Annotated in this window: 22 protein-coding genes; 21 read left to right on the top strand and 1 reads right to left on the bottom strand. The window is 46.8% G+C overall.

Annotation, left to right across the window (positions count from 1 at the left end; translation table 11 throughout):
• Positions 1–39: 39 nt before the first annotated feature.
• The gene (locus CGC65_RS26140; RefSeq protein ID WP_002566517.1) at positions 40–900 is read right to left on the bottom strand and encodes a class I SAM-dependent methyltransferase; all 861 of its coding nucleotides are present in this window, start codon (positions 898–900) and stop codon (positions 40–42) included.
• Positions 901–1,152: 252 nt separating this feature from the next.
• Here CGC65_RS26140 and CGC65_RS26135 point away from each other — a divergent pair, with 252 nt between their 5' ends.
• The 21 genes from CGC65_RS26135 (at position 1,153) to rpmD (ending at position 12,035) form a co-directional block, all read left to right on the top strand.
• Positions 1,153–2,508 (top strand): hypothetical protein, encoded by a 1,356-nt coding sequence (locus CGC65_RS26135; protein WP_002566516.1) that lies wholly within the window; start codon positions 1,153–1,155, stop codon positions 2,506–2,508.
• Positions 2,509–2,990: 482 nt separating this feature from the next.
• Positions 2,991–3,308 carry a 30S ribosomal protein S10 gene (gene rpsJ, locus CGC65_RS26130; RefSeq protein ID WP_002566515.1) on the top strand — a complete coding sequence of 106 codons (318 nt, stop codon included), beginning with the start codon at positions 2,991–2,993 and terminating at the stop codon, positions 3,306–3,308.
• A gap of 248 nt (positions 3,309–3,556) precedes the next feature.
• Positions 3,557–4,192, top strand: a complete 636-nt coding sequence (gene rplC / locus CGC65_RS26125; protein ID WP_002566514.1) for a 50S ribosomal protein L3 — start codon at positions 3,557–3,559, stop codon at positions 4,190–4,192.
• A 28-nt stretch (positions 4,193–4,220) separates the two neighbouring features.
• On the top strand, positions 4,221–4,841 hold the full coding sequence (rplD, locus tag CGC65_RS26120; protein WP_002566513.1) for a 50S ribosomal protein L4: 621 nt from the start codon (positions 4,221–4,223) through the stop codon (positions 4,839–4,841).
• Positions 4,841–5,140, top strand: a complete 300-nt coding sequence (gene rplW / locus CGC65_RS26115; RefSeq protein ID WP_002566512.1) for a 50S ribosomal protein L23 — start codon at positions 4,841–4,843, stop codon at positions 5,138–5,140. Before rplD ends, rplW begins: the two co-directional genes overlap by 1 nt.
• A gap of 119 nt (positions 5,141–5,259) precedes the next feature.
• The gene (gene rplB, locus CGC65_RS26110) at positions 5,260–6,105 is read left to right on the top strand and encodes a 50S ribosomal protein L2 (RefSeq protein ID WP_002566511.1); all 846 of its coding nucleotides are present in this window, start codon (positions 5,260–5,262) and stop codon (positions 6,103–6,105) included.
• A 20-nt stretch (positions 6,106–6,125) separates the two neighbouring features.
• On the top strand, positions 6,126–6,410 hold the full coding sequence (gene rpsS / locus CGC65_RS26105; protein WP_002566510.1) for a 30S ribosomal protein S19: 285 nt from the start codon (positions 6,126–6,128) through the stop codon (positions 6,408–6,410).
• A gap of 30 nt (positions 6,411–6,440) precedes the next feature.
• Positions 6,441–6,827 (top strand): 50S ribosomal protein L22, encoded by a 387-nt coding sequence (rplV, locus tag CGC65_RS26100; RefSeq protein WP_002566509.1) that lies wholly within the window; start codon positions 6,441–6,443, stop codon positions 6,825–6,827.
• Positions 6,828–6,836: 9 nt separating this feature from the next.
• Positions 6,837–7,493, top strand: coding sequence for a 30S ribosomal protein S3 (gene rpsC, locus CGC65_RS26095; protein ID WP_002566508.1), 657 nt, complete (start codon positions 6,837–6,839; stop codon positions 7,491–7,493).
• Positions 7,493–7,930 carry a 50S ribosomal protein L16 gene (gene rplP, locus CGC65_RS26090; RefSeq protein WP_002566507.1) on the top strand — a complete coding sequence of 146 codons (438 nt, stop codon included), beginning with the start codon at positions 7,493–7,495 and terminating at the stop codon, positions 7,928–7,930. Before rpsC ends, rplP begins: the two co-directional genes overlap by 1 nt.
• Positions 7,920–8,123, top strand: coding sequence for a 50S ribosomal protein L29 (gene rpmC / locus CGC65_RS26085; protein WP_002566506.1), 204 nt, complete (start codon positions 7,920–7,922; stop codon positions 8,121–8,123). The genes rplP and rpmC overlap by 11 nt, the downstream gene beginning before the upstream one ends.
• A gap of 20 nt (positions 8,124–8,143) precedes the next feature.
• On the top strand, positions 8,144–8,398 hold the full coding sequence (rpsQ, locus tag CGC65_RS26080) for a 30S ribosomal protein S17 (RefSeq protein ID WP_002587380.1): 255 nt from the start codon (positions 8,144–8,146) through the stop codon (positions 8,396–8,398).
• A gap of 24 nt (positions 8,399–8,422) precedes the next feature.
• Positions 8,423–8,791, top strand: coding sequence for a 50S ribosomal protein L14 (rplN, locus tag CGC65_RS26075; RefSeq protein ID WP_002566504.1), 369 nt, complete (start codon positions 8,423–8,425; stop codon positions 8,789–8,791).
• 12 nt (positions 8,792–8,803) lie between these two features.
• Entirely contained in the window at positions 8,804–9,109 is a 306-nt protein-coding gene (gene rplX, locus CGC65_RS26070) for a 50S ribosomal protein L24 (RefSeq protein WP_002566503.1), read from the top strand.
• Between the two features lie 23 nt (positions 9,110–9,132).
• Positions 9,133–9,672 (top strand): 50S ribosomal protein L5, encoded by a 540-nt coding sequence (rplE, locus tag CGC65_RS26065; RefSeq protein ID WP_002566502.1) that lies wholly within the window; start codon positions 9,133–9,135, stop codon positions 9,670–9,672.
• A 16-nt stretch (positions 9,673–9,688) separates the two neighbouring features.
• Complete coding sequence (locus CGC65_RS26060) at positions 9,689–9,874, top strand: type Z 30S ribosomal protein S14 (RefSeq protein WP_002566501.1); 186 nt, start codon at positions 9,689–9,691, stop codon at positions 9,872–9,874.
• Positions 9,875–9,906: 32 nt separating this feature from the next.
• Positions 9,907–10,308, top strand: a complete 402-nt coding sequence (gene rpsH / locus CGC65_RS26055) for a 30S ribosomal protein S8 (protein ID WP_002566500.1) — start codon at positions 9,907–9,909, stop codon at positions 10,306–10,308.
• Positions 10,309–10,381: 73 nt separating this feature from the next.
• Positions 10,382–10,924, top strand: coding sequence for a 50S ribosomal protein L6 (gene rplF, locus CGC65_RS26050; RefSeq protein WP_002566499.1), 543 nt, complete (start codon positions 10,382–10,384; stop codon positions 10,922–10,924).
• A 17-nt stretch (positions 10,925–10,941) separates the two neighbouring features.
• A complete protein-coding gene (gene rplR, locus CGC65_RS26045) occupies positions 10,942–11,310 on the top strand; it encodes a 50S ribosomal protein L18 (RefSeq protein ID WP_002566498.1) in 369 nt (122 codons plus the stop codon).
• Between the two features lie 17 nt (positions 11,311–11,327).
• Positions 11,328–11,837, top strand: coding sequence for a 30S ribosomal protein S5 (gene rpsE / locus CGC65_RS26040; protein ID WP_002566497.1), 510 nt, complete (start codon positions 11,328–11,330; stop codon positions 11,835–11,837).
• A gap of 15 nt (positions 11,838–11,852) precedes the next feature.
• Complete coding sequence (gene rpmD / locus CGC65_RS26035) at positions 11,853–12,035, top strand: 50S ribosomal protein L30 (protein ID WP_002566496.1); 183 nt, start codon at positions 11,853–11,855, stop codon at positions 12,033–12,035.
• Positions 12,036–12,055: the final 20 nt, after the last annotated feature.

Below are 12,055 nucleotides of genomic sequence, written 5' to 3'. Positions count from 1 at the left end.
GCCCCGCATCAGCGAATCCTGATGCGGGACTTTTTTGCATTATGCTTCCCAGCGCCCGGATGCCCCGCAGGGCAGCACCAGGCCTGTCTGGGTGACAGGGAGGCCCACCTCCTCGGCGCTTACTGTTCCGCCGAAACGGGGGACGATTTCCACGCCTATCATGTAGGAAAGGACTGCGGGCGCCAGTCCGGTGGTGTAGGAGTTAATCAGAAAGAACAGGGGCTTGTCTGACAGGAGCTGGACGCACAGCTTGACCAGAGGATGAATGGCGTCCTCTATCTTCCAGATTTCCCCTTTTGGTCCCCTCCCATAGGAGGGAGGGTCCATGATGACCGCATCGTAGCGGTTGCCCCTGCGGATTTCCCGCTCCACGAATTTCACGCAGTCATCCACGATCCAGCGTATGGGGGCATCGGCCAGTCCTGAGGACTGGGCGTTTTCCTTGGCCCAGGCCACCATGCCCTTGGAGGCGTCCACATGGGTGACACTGGCGCCAGCCTTGGCTGCGGCCAGGGTAGCTCCGCCGGTATACGCAAACAGGTTTAGGACCTTGACCGGACGTCCGGCTTCGCGAATCCTGGCGCCAAACCAGTCCCAATTGGCAGCCTGTTCGGGAAACAGACCGGTGTGTTTAAAACTAAAGGGCTTTAGATTGAAGGTAAGTCCCTTATATCCAATGGACCACTGCTCAGGAAGATGGAAGAATTCCCACTCGCCTCCGCCCTTGCTGCTGCGGTGATAATGGCCGTTCATCTTTTTCCAGCCCTTGTGGTTTCTGGGGGTGTCCCAGATAACCTGAGGGTCCGGGCGCACCAGCAGGTAATCACCCCAGCGCTCCAGTTTTTCTCCCTTTGAACAGTCTATCACTTCATAATCCTTCCACTCGTCTGCAAGCCACATATATTTATTTAACCTCGTTTCTTCCATATATAATAATGATAATATTGAGTATAGTCTAAGTGCTGCGGCTCCGTCAAGTATTCGGTACATTTTCGGAAAAATAGAAACGGTTTGGCTAAATTGTAATAGAATTGAAAGATAAATTAGGTTGAATAATTGAGGGAGCCTTGATACAATATACCATAGGATTATCAGCCCCGGCAGAAACAGGGCTGATATGGGTGAATGCAGATGGGAAGAGGAGTTGAGCATATGAAGAAAAAGATGGTGGCGGTGTGGGCCCTGGCGGCAGTGCTGTGCTTTGGTACGGCTACGATATCTGCCCTGGCAGCAGAGGGTTGGGCTCAATCGGGGAGCACCTGGGTCTACTATGACTCCAACGGGAATAAAATATATAATACATGGAAAAAAGGGGCGGACAACCAGTGGCGTTATCTCAACGGCGAGGGAGTTATGGCCACCAATGCGTGGGTTGAGTCTGATTATTATATGGACAGCAACGGCATCATGCTCACTGACAAGTGGCTGAAGCTTACCGGCGACCAGGGCGAATACGAGTGGTATTATTTCAGCAGCAGCGGCAAGGTAATCACAGATGCCTGGAAAAAGATTGACAATAAGTGGTATCACTTTAACGGTGATGGCCGTATGGAGATTGGCTGGATTCTGGACGATATGTATTATACCGGTTCTGACGGCGTTATGCGGACGGGCTGGCAGAAGCTGTATCCGCCGGATGACGATGACGACAACGCAGACAAGGTGACGCCGGGAATTGACAGTGTCACAGATGATGACGGCCGCTACTGGTACTATTTCTCCTCAAATGGCAAGAAATATGCGCCTGACAGCTCAGACGGCGATTACACGGCCCGTAAGATAGACGGAACCTATTACTGCTTTGACGAGAACGGCGCCATGCAGACAGGCTGGAAGAACGTAAAGTCCACAACCAATGACTCCATCCAGGATTACATGTACTTTGGTTCTGACGGCAAGGCCAAGATTGGCTGGTATTCCATTGAACCTCCTGAGGATCTGAACGGTTATGAGGAAGCCGTGGAGTGGTTCTACTTCAATAACAGCGGCAAGCCGAGAGCGGCTGATTCCGAACGTCTTACCACCAGCGACATTGTGAAGCTGAACGGCAAATCCTATCTGTTCAACCATCTGGGCAATCCGGTTTATGGACTTAAGAAGGTTTATACCGGTTCCGGCGAGGATGACTGGACCGCGTTCTACTTTGGAGATAAGAATAAGAGCTGTGTCCAAAAAGGAAAGATGAAGGTGACCGAGGACGACGGCAATAAGAGCGATTTTTACTTCCTGGACAATGGACGGGGCGTCAATGGGGTTAAGGATAACTACTTATACTATAAGGGGAAACTCCAGAAGGCAACGGACGGCCAGAAGTATGTATGCTACCGGGTGGAGGGCAGGAATTATGTGGTCAACGCTTCCGGTAAGGTTATGAAGGGAAGCAATGTAAAGAACAGCGACGGCGTCAAGTTTACAACCAACAGCTCAGGCGAGCTGACAAAGGCGGATGATGACAGTGATGTTGATTCTTACGCACAGGAGCCCACGGAGCCATACTGCACAGAGTAAACAGACTGGCGCTATTACCGGTATGTGACTAAAATGATTCATATAAGGAAAGACTTCTATAATAAATGGGAGGTCTTTCCTTTTTTGCTTTTGGAGACCCCAGTCAGCCTGAGTAAGAATGCTCCGGGAAAAGCGTTGAAAAGAATCAATTAAAACCAATAAAACTCCGGGCAAAGGCTGACGAAGCACTGACGAAGAAAATTGAAAAAAATACTTGCATTTATTTGGAATGTGTGCTATCATACAAAGGCTGTGGCATGATAGCGTTGAAGCGAGAGGTTGCTGCCCACAAAGTGAGGCGGGTTTTCCGTGGAGCGAATGTCAAGTTAGGAAACTGGCGACAAGTCACTGTACCAATTAAAGAAACTGCAATGTTAGAACGCAGAATCAGTGTGGAGTTCTGTTAGGACACACACGGAAACGTGTACAGTCACCGCTTGTCGTACTTGGTTTGAAAGTGCGAAAAGGAGGCGACTTTTTTTATGGCAAGTCAAGTAATGAGAATCACTTTAAAGGCTTATGATCATCAGTTGGTAGATCAGTCCGCCGGAAAAATCATCGAGACTGTAAAGAAGACAGGATCACAGGTGAGCGGACCGGTGCCGTTACCAACCAAGAAAGAGGTAGTAACTATTCTGCGTGCGGTTCATAAGTACAAAGATTCCAGAGAGCAGTTCGAGCAGAGAACTCACAAGAGACTCATCGACATCACAGCTCCAAGCCAGAAAACAGTTGATGCGCTGTCCAGACTGGAAATGCCAGCTGGTGTGTACATCGACATCAAGATGAAAACGAAATAATCGAAGACAGATTCGTTTTCATGCTGCGCAAGCGCAGCGCAGCTGGGTTCGCGGTTCCCGTTTGAACAGGATGGGGATGCGATAAAAATGTTTATATCCTGAAGGGTTTAAATATAGAAGCAACACTGCATTTCCTGTTGAGGAATCAACATACCGCCAGGCGGTTCATAGTGTTCCACGTATATTAGGCTGTTCTAGGATGAATGCGAAAGCATTCCGCTGTAGATCATGAAACAGGAGGTAAGACAATGAAGAAAGCGATTTTAGCAACAAAAGTCGGAATGACCCAGATCTTCAATGAGAATGGTGCTTTAGTTCCGGTAACCGTACTTCAGGCAGGACCTTGTGTGGTAACACAGGTTAAGACAGCTGAGAACGATGGTTACAAAGCAGTACAGGTTGGTTTTGTTGACAAGAGGGACAAACTGGTCAGCAAGCCGCAGAAAGGCCATTTTGACAAGGCCGGTGTTTCTTACAAGAGATATGTAAGAGAATTCAAGTTTGAGAATGCGGAAGAGTATTCCGTAAAAGATGAGATTAAGGCAGACATCTTCGCAGCAGGCGATAAGATTGATGCAACCGCTATTTCCAAGGGTAAAGGCTTCCAGGGCGCCATCAAGAGATACGGACAGCACAGAGGACCTATGGCACATGGTTCCAAGTTCCATCGTCATCAGGGTTCCAACGGTTCCGCTACAACCCCAGGCCGCGTATTCAAGGGCAAGGGAATGCCAGGCCACATGGGCAGCAAGCAGATTACCGTTCAGAATCTGGAGGTTGTCAAGGTTGACGTTGACAATAACCTGATTCTGGTTAAGGGCGCAGTACCAGGACCAAAGAAGAGCCTGGTAACAATTAAAGAAACCGTTAAGGTTGAAAGGTAAGCTTTTATAGGAAAGGAGGAACACACAAATGGCAAACGTATCTGTTTACAATATGGAAGGTAAAGAAGTTGGCGCATTAGAACTGAACGATGCCGTGTTCGGTGTAGAAGTTAACGAGCATCTGGTACATCTTGCAGTTGTTGCACAGCTTGCAAATAAACGTCAGGGAACACAGAAAGCAAAGACACGTTCTGAGGTTTCCGGCGGCGGCAGAAAGCCGTGGAGACAGAAAGGAACCGGTCATGCAAGACAGGGTTCAACCAGGTCTCCTCAGTGGAAGGGCGGCGGCGTGGTATTCGCTCCAACACCAAGAGATTACACCATCAGACTGAACAAGAAGGAAAAGAGAGCTGCTCTCAGGTCTGCTCTGACCAGCCGTGTTCAGGATAACAAGTTTATCGTAGTAGATGAGCTTAAGTTTGACGAGATTAAGACCAAGAAGTTCCAGAATGTTATGGATAACCTGAAGGTATCCAAGGCACTGGTGGTTCTGGCTGACAATGATCAGAATACAGTATTATCTGCAAGGAACATTGCAGGCGTTAAGACCTCTCAGGTCGGCTCCATCAACGTATACGACATTCTGAAGTACAACACAGTAGTGGCTACCAAGGCTGCTGTTGCATCCATCGAGGAGGTGTACGCATAATGGCAGATATCAAGTACTATGACGTCATTTTAAAACCAGTCATCACTGAGAAGAGCATGAATGCCATGGGCGATAGAAAGTATACTTTCATGGTACATGTAGACGCTAACAAGTCTATGATTAAAGAGGCTGTTGAGAAGATGTTCCCAGGCACCAAGGTTGCCAGCGTGAACACCATGAACTGTGAAGGCAAGACCAAGAGAAGGGGAATGACCTTCGGCAAGACAGCTGCTTCCAAGAAAGCAATCGTAAAGCTGACAGAAGACAGCAAAGAGATAGAGATTTTCCAGGGACTGTAAGAAAATCTCACACCCGCCGGACACACCCGGACGGAGAACTTATACGGCATCCGGGATATCCCAGATATCCCTACCAAAGTCATACGCCGTGAAAAGAAAAAGAAAAGGAGTAAAATGTCATGGGAATTAAGAAGTATAATGCTTATACACCTTCCAGAAGACATATGACCGGTTCTGATTTCAAGGAAATCACAAAGGACACTCCGGAGAAATCTCTGGTAGTATCCCTGAACAAGAACGCTGGTCGTAACAATCAGGGTAAAATCACTGTTCGTCACAGAGGCGGCGGCAGCAGAAGAAAATACAGAATCATCGACTTCAAGAGAAACAGCAAGGATGGTATTCCGGCAACCGTTATCGGAATTGAGTACGATCCAAACAGAACTGCCAACATCGCTCTTATCTGCTATGCAGACGGCGAGAAGGCATATATCCTGGCACCACAGGGCTTAACCGACGGAATGAAGGTTATGAGCGGCGATACAGCAGAGGCAAAGCTTGGCAACTGCATGCCACTGTATCACATCCCGGTTGGTACTCAGGTACACAACATTGAGTTATATCCTGGCAAGGGCGGCCAGTTAGTCCGTTCAGCCGGTAATTCAGCACAGTTGATGGCTAAGGAAGGCAAGTATGCAACCTTACGTTTACCTTCAGGCGAAATGAGAATGGTTCCAATCATCTGCCGCGCAACAATCGGTGTTGTGGGCAATGGCGAACACTCCCTGATCAACATTGGTAAAGCTGGTAGGAAGCGCAACATGGGTATCAGACCTACAGTCCGCGGTTCCGTAATGAACCCCAACGACCATCCACACGGTGGTGGTGAAGGCAAGTGTGGTATCGGCCGTCCAGGTCCGTGCACACCATGGGGCAAGCCTGCTCTGGGTCTGAAGACCAGAAAGAAAAACAAGCAGTCTAACAAGTTGATCGTAAGAAGACGTGATGGCAGAACCATCAAATAGTTAAAGGAGGTTAAGAACACATGGCTCGTTCACTGAAAAAAGGACCATTTGCAGACGCGCATCTGTTAAAGAAAGTAGACGCTATGAATGCAGCAGGACAGAAGCAGGTAATCAAAACCTGGTCCCGCCGTTCTACAATCTTCCCACAGATGGTTGGTCACACAATTGCAGTTCATGACGGCAGGAAACACGTTCCGGTATATGTAACCGAAGATATGGTAGGACATAAGCTGGGCGAATTCGTAGCAACCAGAACCTATAGAGGTCACGGTAAAGACGAGAAGAAGTCCGGCGTGAGAAAGTAATTCACGGTAAATTGAAAGGAGGTTTTACCAATGGCAAAAGGACATAGATCCCAAGTCAAGAGAGAAAGAAATGCCCAGAAGGACACAAGACCAAGCGCAACACTGTCTTACGCAAGAGTGTCTGTCCAGAAGGCTTGCTTTGTATTAGATGCCATCAGAGGCAAAGATTTACAGACCGCACTTGGTATTGTAACTTACAATCCCAGATACGCTTCCAGCTTAATCAAAAAGTTACTGGAATCAGCAGCAGCAAATGCTGAGAACAATAACGGAATGGACCCGGCAAAACTTTATGTTGAAGAGTGCTACGCTAACCAGGGCCCGACCATGAAGAGAGTCAGACCGAGAGCTCAGGGACGTGCTTACAGGATCGAGAAGAGAATGAGCCACATCACTGTTGTTCTGAATGAGAGATAGGAGGCAAATATGGGACAGAAAGTTAATCCACACGGCTTAAGAGTCGGTGTTATTAAAGACTGGGATTCCAAGTGGTATGCAGAAGCTGATTTTGCTGACTGCCTGGTTGAAGATTACAATATGAGAAAGTTCCTCAAGAAGAGACTGTTCAGTGCCGGCATTTCCAAGATTGAAATTGAGCGTGCATCTGACAGGGTTAAGATTATCATTTATACCGCTAAGCCAGGCGTGGTTATCGGTAAGGGTGGTTCTGAAATCGAGAAGCTGAAGAAGGAAGTTCAGAAGCTGACTGATAAGAAGCTGTTCATCGACATCAAGGAAATCAAGCGTCCGGACAGGGATGCACAGCTGGTTGCAGAGTCCATCGCTCAGCAGCTGGAAAACCGTGTTTCCTTCCGTCGTGCAATGAAGTCCACCATGGGAAGAACCATGAAGGCAGGCGTTAAGGGCATCAAGACTGCTGTTGCAGGCCGCCTGGGTGGAGCTGATATGGCACGTACTGAATTCTACAGCGAAGGTACCATCCCGCTTCAGACATTAAGAGCAGATATTGACTATGGTTTCGCAGAAGCAGATACAACCTACGGCAAGATTGGCGTAAAGGTATGGATCTACAAGGGCGAAGTTCTTCCTACTAAAGGAAACAAGGAAGGGAGCGATAAATAATGTTAATGCCTAAGAGAGTTAAGCGTCGTAAGCAGTTCCGTGGTTCCATGGCCGGCAAGGCATTAAGAGGCAACACGATTTCTAACGGCGAGTACGGTTTAGTCTCCACTGAACCATGTTGGATCAAATCAAACCAGATTGAGGCTGCCCGTGTGGCCATGACCCGTTACATCAAGCGTGGCGGTAAAGTCTGGATTAAGATTTTCCCGGATAAACCTGTAACAGCAAAGCCAGCAGAAACCCGTATGGGTTCCGGTAAAGGCGCTCTGGAGTACTGGGTAGCAGTTGTAAAGCCAGGCCGTGTATTATTCGAAATCGCTGGTGTACCAGAGGAAACAGCTAGAGAAGCTCTGCGTCTTGCTATGCACAAGCTGCCATGCAAGTGTAAGATTGTTTCTAAAGCAGATTTAGAAGGCGGTGATAACAGTGAAAACTAATAAATTTGTAGAAGAGTTAAAGAATAAGTCAGCAAATGAGCTGAATGAAGAGTTAGTAGCTGCGAAGAAGGAACTGTTCAATTTAAGATTCCAGAATGCAACCAATCAGCTGGATAACACATCCAGGATTAAGGAAGTTCGCAAGAACATTGCCAGGATCCAGACTGTTATCACTGAGAAGGCTAACGCATAATGCGAAAGGAGACATTTACCGTGGAAAGAAATTTGAGAAAGACCCGTACCGGTAAAGTGGTCAGCAACAAGATGGATAAGACAATCGTAGTTGCTATCGAGGACCATGTAAAACATCCTGTAATCGGTAAGATCGTTAAGAAAACCGTGAAGTTAAAAGCTCATGATGAAAAGAATGAGTGCACCATCGGTGATACAGTAAAAGTAATGGAAACAAGACCACTGTCCAAGGATAAGAGATGGAGACTTGTTGAGATTATCGAGAAAGCTAGATAATGAGATGAGGAAGGAGTAACAGGTATGGTTCAGCAGGAAACAAGACTTAAAGTTGCCGACAATACCGGTGCAAAAGAACTTCTCTGCATCCGTGTATTAGGTGGTTCAACCAGAAGATATGCAAATATCGGTGATATCATCGTTGCTTCCGTTAAAGATGCAACACCAGGCGGTGTTGTAAAGAAGGGCGATGTTGTAAAGGCTGTAGTGGTACGTACCGTTAAGGGCGCACGCCGTAAAGACGGTTCTTACATCAGATTTGATGAGAACGCAGCAGTAATTATTAAGGATGACAAGACTCCAAGAGGAACTCGTATCTTTGGGCCTGTAGCAAGAGAATTAAGAGACAAACAGTTCATGAAGATTGTCTCCTTAGCTCCCGAAGTATTATAAGGAGGTGTTACTGTGAATAAGATTAAGAAGGACGACTTAGTAGTCGTAATCGCAGGTAAAGATAAAGATAAGCAGGGAAAGGTTATCTCTGTTGATACAAAGAAGAACAAAGTTCTGGTTCAGGGCTGCAACATGGTTACCAAGCACACAAAGCAGGCTCCGGGCAACCCACAGGGCGGCATTGTTAACCAGGAAGCTCCTATTGATATCTCCAATGTAATGCTGGTAGTAGACGGCAAGGCAACCAGGGTCGGATTTGAAGAAAAAGACGGCAAGAAGGTTCGCGTGGCTAAGACAACCGGCAAAGTAATCGACTAATTCAGGAGAGGAGGAAAAAAACGTTGGCTAGATTAAAAGAACAGTATCAGAACGAGATGGTAGACGCTCTGATGAAAAAATTTGGATATAAGAACGTTATGCAGGTGCCGAAGCTTGATAAGATCGTTATCAACATGGGCGTAGGCGAAGCAAAGGAAAATGCCAAGGTTCTGGATTCTGCTGTAAGGGATTTGGAAATCATCTCCGGACAGAAGGCTATAACCACCAAGGCAAAGAAGTCCATTGCTAACTTTAAGCTCCGTGAAGGCATGGCAATCGGCTGCAAGGTAACACTGCGCGGCGAGAGAATGTATGAATTCCTTGACCGTCTGGTAAACCTGGCACTGCCCCGTGTACGTGACTTTAGAGGTGTTAACCCTAACGCATTTGATGGCAGAGGAAACTATGCGCTCGGTATCAAAGAGCAGCTGATCTTCCCTGAGATTGAGTACGACAAAGTTGACAAGGTAAGAGGTATGGATATCATCTTCGTTACCACCGCTAAGACTGACGAAGAAGCTCGTGAACTTTTGACATTATTCAATATGCCGTTTGCAAAATAGTTAGGAGGAAACTTTCATGGCTAAGACTTCAATGAAGATTAAACAGCAGCGTCCGGCTAAATTCTCCACCAGAGAGTACAACCGCTGCAGAATCTGTGGCCGTCCACATGCTTATTTAAGAAAGTACGGTATCTGCCGTATCTGTTTCCGCGAGTTAGCATACAAGGGTCAGATTCCTGGCGTTAAGAAAGCTAGCTGGTAAAATAGAGAGAATTAGGAAGGAGGCATTTTAAAATGACAATGAGCGATCCGATTGCAGATATGCTTACAAGAATTCGTAATGCAAACACTGCAAAACATGATACAGTAGACGTACCTTCATCCAAGATGAAAATAGCTATCGCTGACATCCTGGTAAAAGAGGGTTATGTTGCAAAGTACGACATGGTAGAGGACGGCGGTTTCCAGACCATCAGAATCACCTTAAAGTACGGCAAAGACAAGAACGAGAAAATCATTTCCGGTATCAAGAGAATCTCCAAACCGGGTCTGCGTGTATACGCTAACAAGGAAGAGCTTCCCAAGGTACTGGGCGGACTTGGTACCGCTATCATCTCCACCAACCAGGGCGTGATTACAGATAAAGAAGCACGTCAGTTAGGTGTTGGCGGCGAAGTATTGGCATTTGTTTGGTAATGATGAGATAGAGGAAACTGAAAACAGAAGGAACGCACAGTTCCTTCCGAGAATTTAAGTAGGAGGTAAAGGCATGTCACGTATCGGTAGAATGCCAGTTGCGGTTCCGGCAGGAGTTACTGTTACAATCGCAGAAGGAAACAAAGTGACTGTAAAAGGTCCAAAGGGAACATTAGAGAGAGAGCTCCCCGTAGAAATGACCATCGAGCAGAAAGATGGACAGATTATAGTAAGCAGACCAAACGATTTAAAGAAGATGAAATCTTTACATGGTCTGACCAGAACCCTGGTTAACAACATGATTCATGGTGTTACAGAAGGGTATGAGAAGGTTCTTGAAGTAAACGGCGTTGGTTACAGGGCCGCTAAGCAGGGCAAGAAGCTTACCCTGAACCTGGGCTACTCCCATCCGGTAGAGATGGAAGATCCAGAGGGCATCGAGACCGTTATGGAAGGTCAGAACAAGATTATCGTTAAAGGTATCAGTAAAGAAAAAGTTGGCCAATACGCTGCTGAAATCAGAGACAAGAGAAGACCTGAGCCATACAAGGGCAAGGGTATCAAGTATGCTGACGAGGTTATCAGACGTAAAGTTGGTAAGACTGGTAAGAAATAATTAAGGAGAGTGTAAAAATGGTTAACAAACAGTCAAGAAGCGAAATTCGCGTAAAGAAACACAACAGAATGCGTAACCGTTTTGCTGGCACAGCAGAGAGACCGCGTCTGGCAGTGTTTAGAAGTAATAATCATATGTATGCTCAAATTATCGACGATACGGTTGGTAACACCCTGGTTGCTGCTTCCACAGTTGAGAAAGAAGTAAATGCTGAACTGGAGAAGACCAACGATAAGGCAGCTGCAGCATATGTAGGTACAGTTATTGCAAAGAGAGCCCTTGAAAAAGGTATCAAGGAAGTTGTTTTCGATAGAGGCGGCTTTATATATCAGGGCAAAGTTCAGGCATTAGCAGACGCAGCCCGCGAGGCTGGTCTGGATTTCTAATAGAGAGGAGAACAAGCATGAAGCGTACAATTATTGACGCCAGTCAGATGGAGCTGAATGACAAGGTAGTGGCAATCAAGAGAGTATCCAAGACTGTTAAAGGTGGACGTACCATGAGATTTTCCGCTCTGGTAGTAGTAGGCGATGGCAACGGCCACGTTGGCGCAGGTTTAGGAAAGGCCGGCGAGGTTCCGGAGGCCATCCGCAAAGGTAAAGAAGCCGCAATTAAGAATCTGGTAGAGATTCCTGTAGATGAGAATAAGAGTATCCCACATGATTTTATCGGTAAATTCGGAAGTGCAGCTGTTCTGTTAAAGAGAGCTCCTGAAGGTACTGGTGTTATCGCCGGCGGTCCGGCACGTTCCGTACTGGAGATGGCAGGAATCAAGAACATCCGTACAAAATCCTTAGGATCCAACAACAAGACAAATGTAGTTCTGGCAACTCTTGCAGGCCTTACTTCCTTAAAGACTCCGGAAGAATTCGCAAGACTGCGCGGCAAATCTGTGGAAGAAATCGTAGGCTAATAGGAGGAGAAAGACATGGCAGAGAAATTAAAAATCACATTAGTCAAGTCCCCTATCGGTGCTGTTCCAAAGCAGAAAGCAACGGTTAAGGCTCTTGGACTGACCAAGATGCACAAGACGGTTGAAATGCCAGATAATGGCGCTGTCAGAGGCATGGTCGCAGCAGTGCGGCATTTAGTAAAAGTTGAAGAAGTCTAATCATATAGAGTAAGGAGGTG

The organism is Enterocloster bolteae, assembly GCF_002234575.2.
GTDB classification, from domain to species: Bacteria; Bacillota; Clostridia; order Lachnospirales; family Lachnospiraceae; genus Enterocloster; species Enterocloster bolteae.
This window is presented reverse-complemented; position numbering and strand designations above follow the sequence as displayed.

Bases quoted from the DNA above. Each gene is read 5' to 3' on its own strand.
- CGC65_RS26140 (WP_002566517.1), bottom strand. From the start codon at position 900: ATGTGGCTTGCAGACGAGTGGAAGGATTATGAAGTGATAGACTGTTCA.
- CGC65_RS26135 (WP_002566516.1), top strand. From the start codon at position 1,153: ATGAAGAAAAAGATGGTGGCGGTGTGGGCCCTGGCGGCAGTGCTGTGC.
- rpsJ (WP_002566515.1), top strand. From the start codon at position 2,991: ATGGCAAGTCAAGTAATGAGAATCACTTTAAAGGCTTATGATCATCAG.
- rplC (WP_002566514.1), top strand. From the start codon at position 3,557: ATGAAGAAAGCGATTTTAGCAACAAAAGTCGGAATGACCCAGATCTTC.
- rplD (WP_002566513.1), top strand. From the start codon at position 4,221: ATGGCAAACGTATCTGTTTACAATATGGAAGGTAAAGAAGTTGGCGCA.
- rplW (WP_002566512.1), top strand. From the start codon at position 4,841: ATGGCAGATATCAAGTACTATGACGTCATTTTAAAACCAGTCATCACT.
- rplB (WP_002566511.1), top strand. From the start codon at position 5,260: ATGGGAATTAAGAAGTATAATGCTTATACACCTTCCAGAAGACATATG.
- rpsS (WP_002566510.1), top strand. From the start codon at position 6,126: ATGGCTCGTTCACTGAAAAAAGGACCATTTGCAGACGCGCATCTGTTA.
- rplV (WP_002566509.1), top strand. From the start codon at position 6,441: ATGGCAAAAGGACATAGATCCCAAGTCAAGAGAGAAAGAAATGCCCAG.
- rpsC (WP_002566508.1), top strand. From the start codon at position 6,837: ATGGGACAGAAAGTTAATCCACACGGCTTAAGAGTCGGTGTTATTAAA.
- rplP (WP_002566507.1), top strand. From the start codon at position 7,493: ATGTTAATGCCTAAGAGAGTTAAGCGTCGTAAGCAGTTCCGTGGTTCC.
- rplN (WP_002566504.1), top strand. From the start codon at position 8,423: ATGGTTCAGCAGGAAACAAGACTTAAAGTTGCCGACAATACCGGTGCA.
- CGC65_RS26060 (WP_002566501.1), top strand. From the start codon at position 9,689: ATGGCTAAGACTTCAATGAAGATTAAACAGCAGCGTCCGGCTAAATTC.
- rpsH (WP_002566500.1), top strand. From the start codon at position 9,907: ATGACAATGAGCGATCCGATTGCAGATATGCTTACAAGAATTCGTAAT.
- rplF (WP_002566499.1), top strand. From the start codon at position 10,382: ATGTCACGTATCGGTAGAATGCCAGTTGCGGTTCCGGCAGGAGTTACT.
- rplR (WP_002566498.1), top strand. From the start codon at position 10,942: ATGGTTAACAAACAGTCAAGAAGCGAAATTCGCGTAAAGAAACACAAC.
- rpsE (WP_002566497.1), top strand. From the start codon at position 11,328: ATGAAGCGTACAATTATTGACGCCAGTCAGATGGAGCTGAATGACAAG.
- rpmD (WP_002566496.1), top strand. From the start codon at position 11,853: ATGGCAGAGAAATTAAAAATCACATTAGTCAAGTCCCCTATCGGTGCT.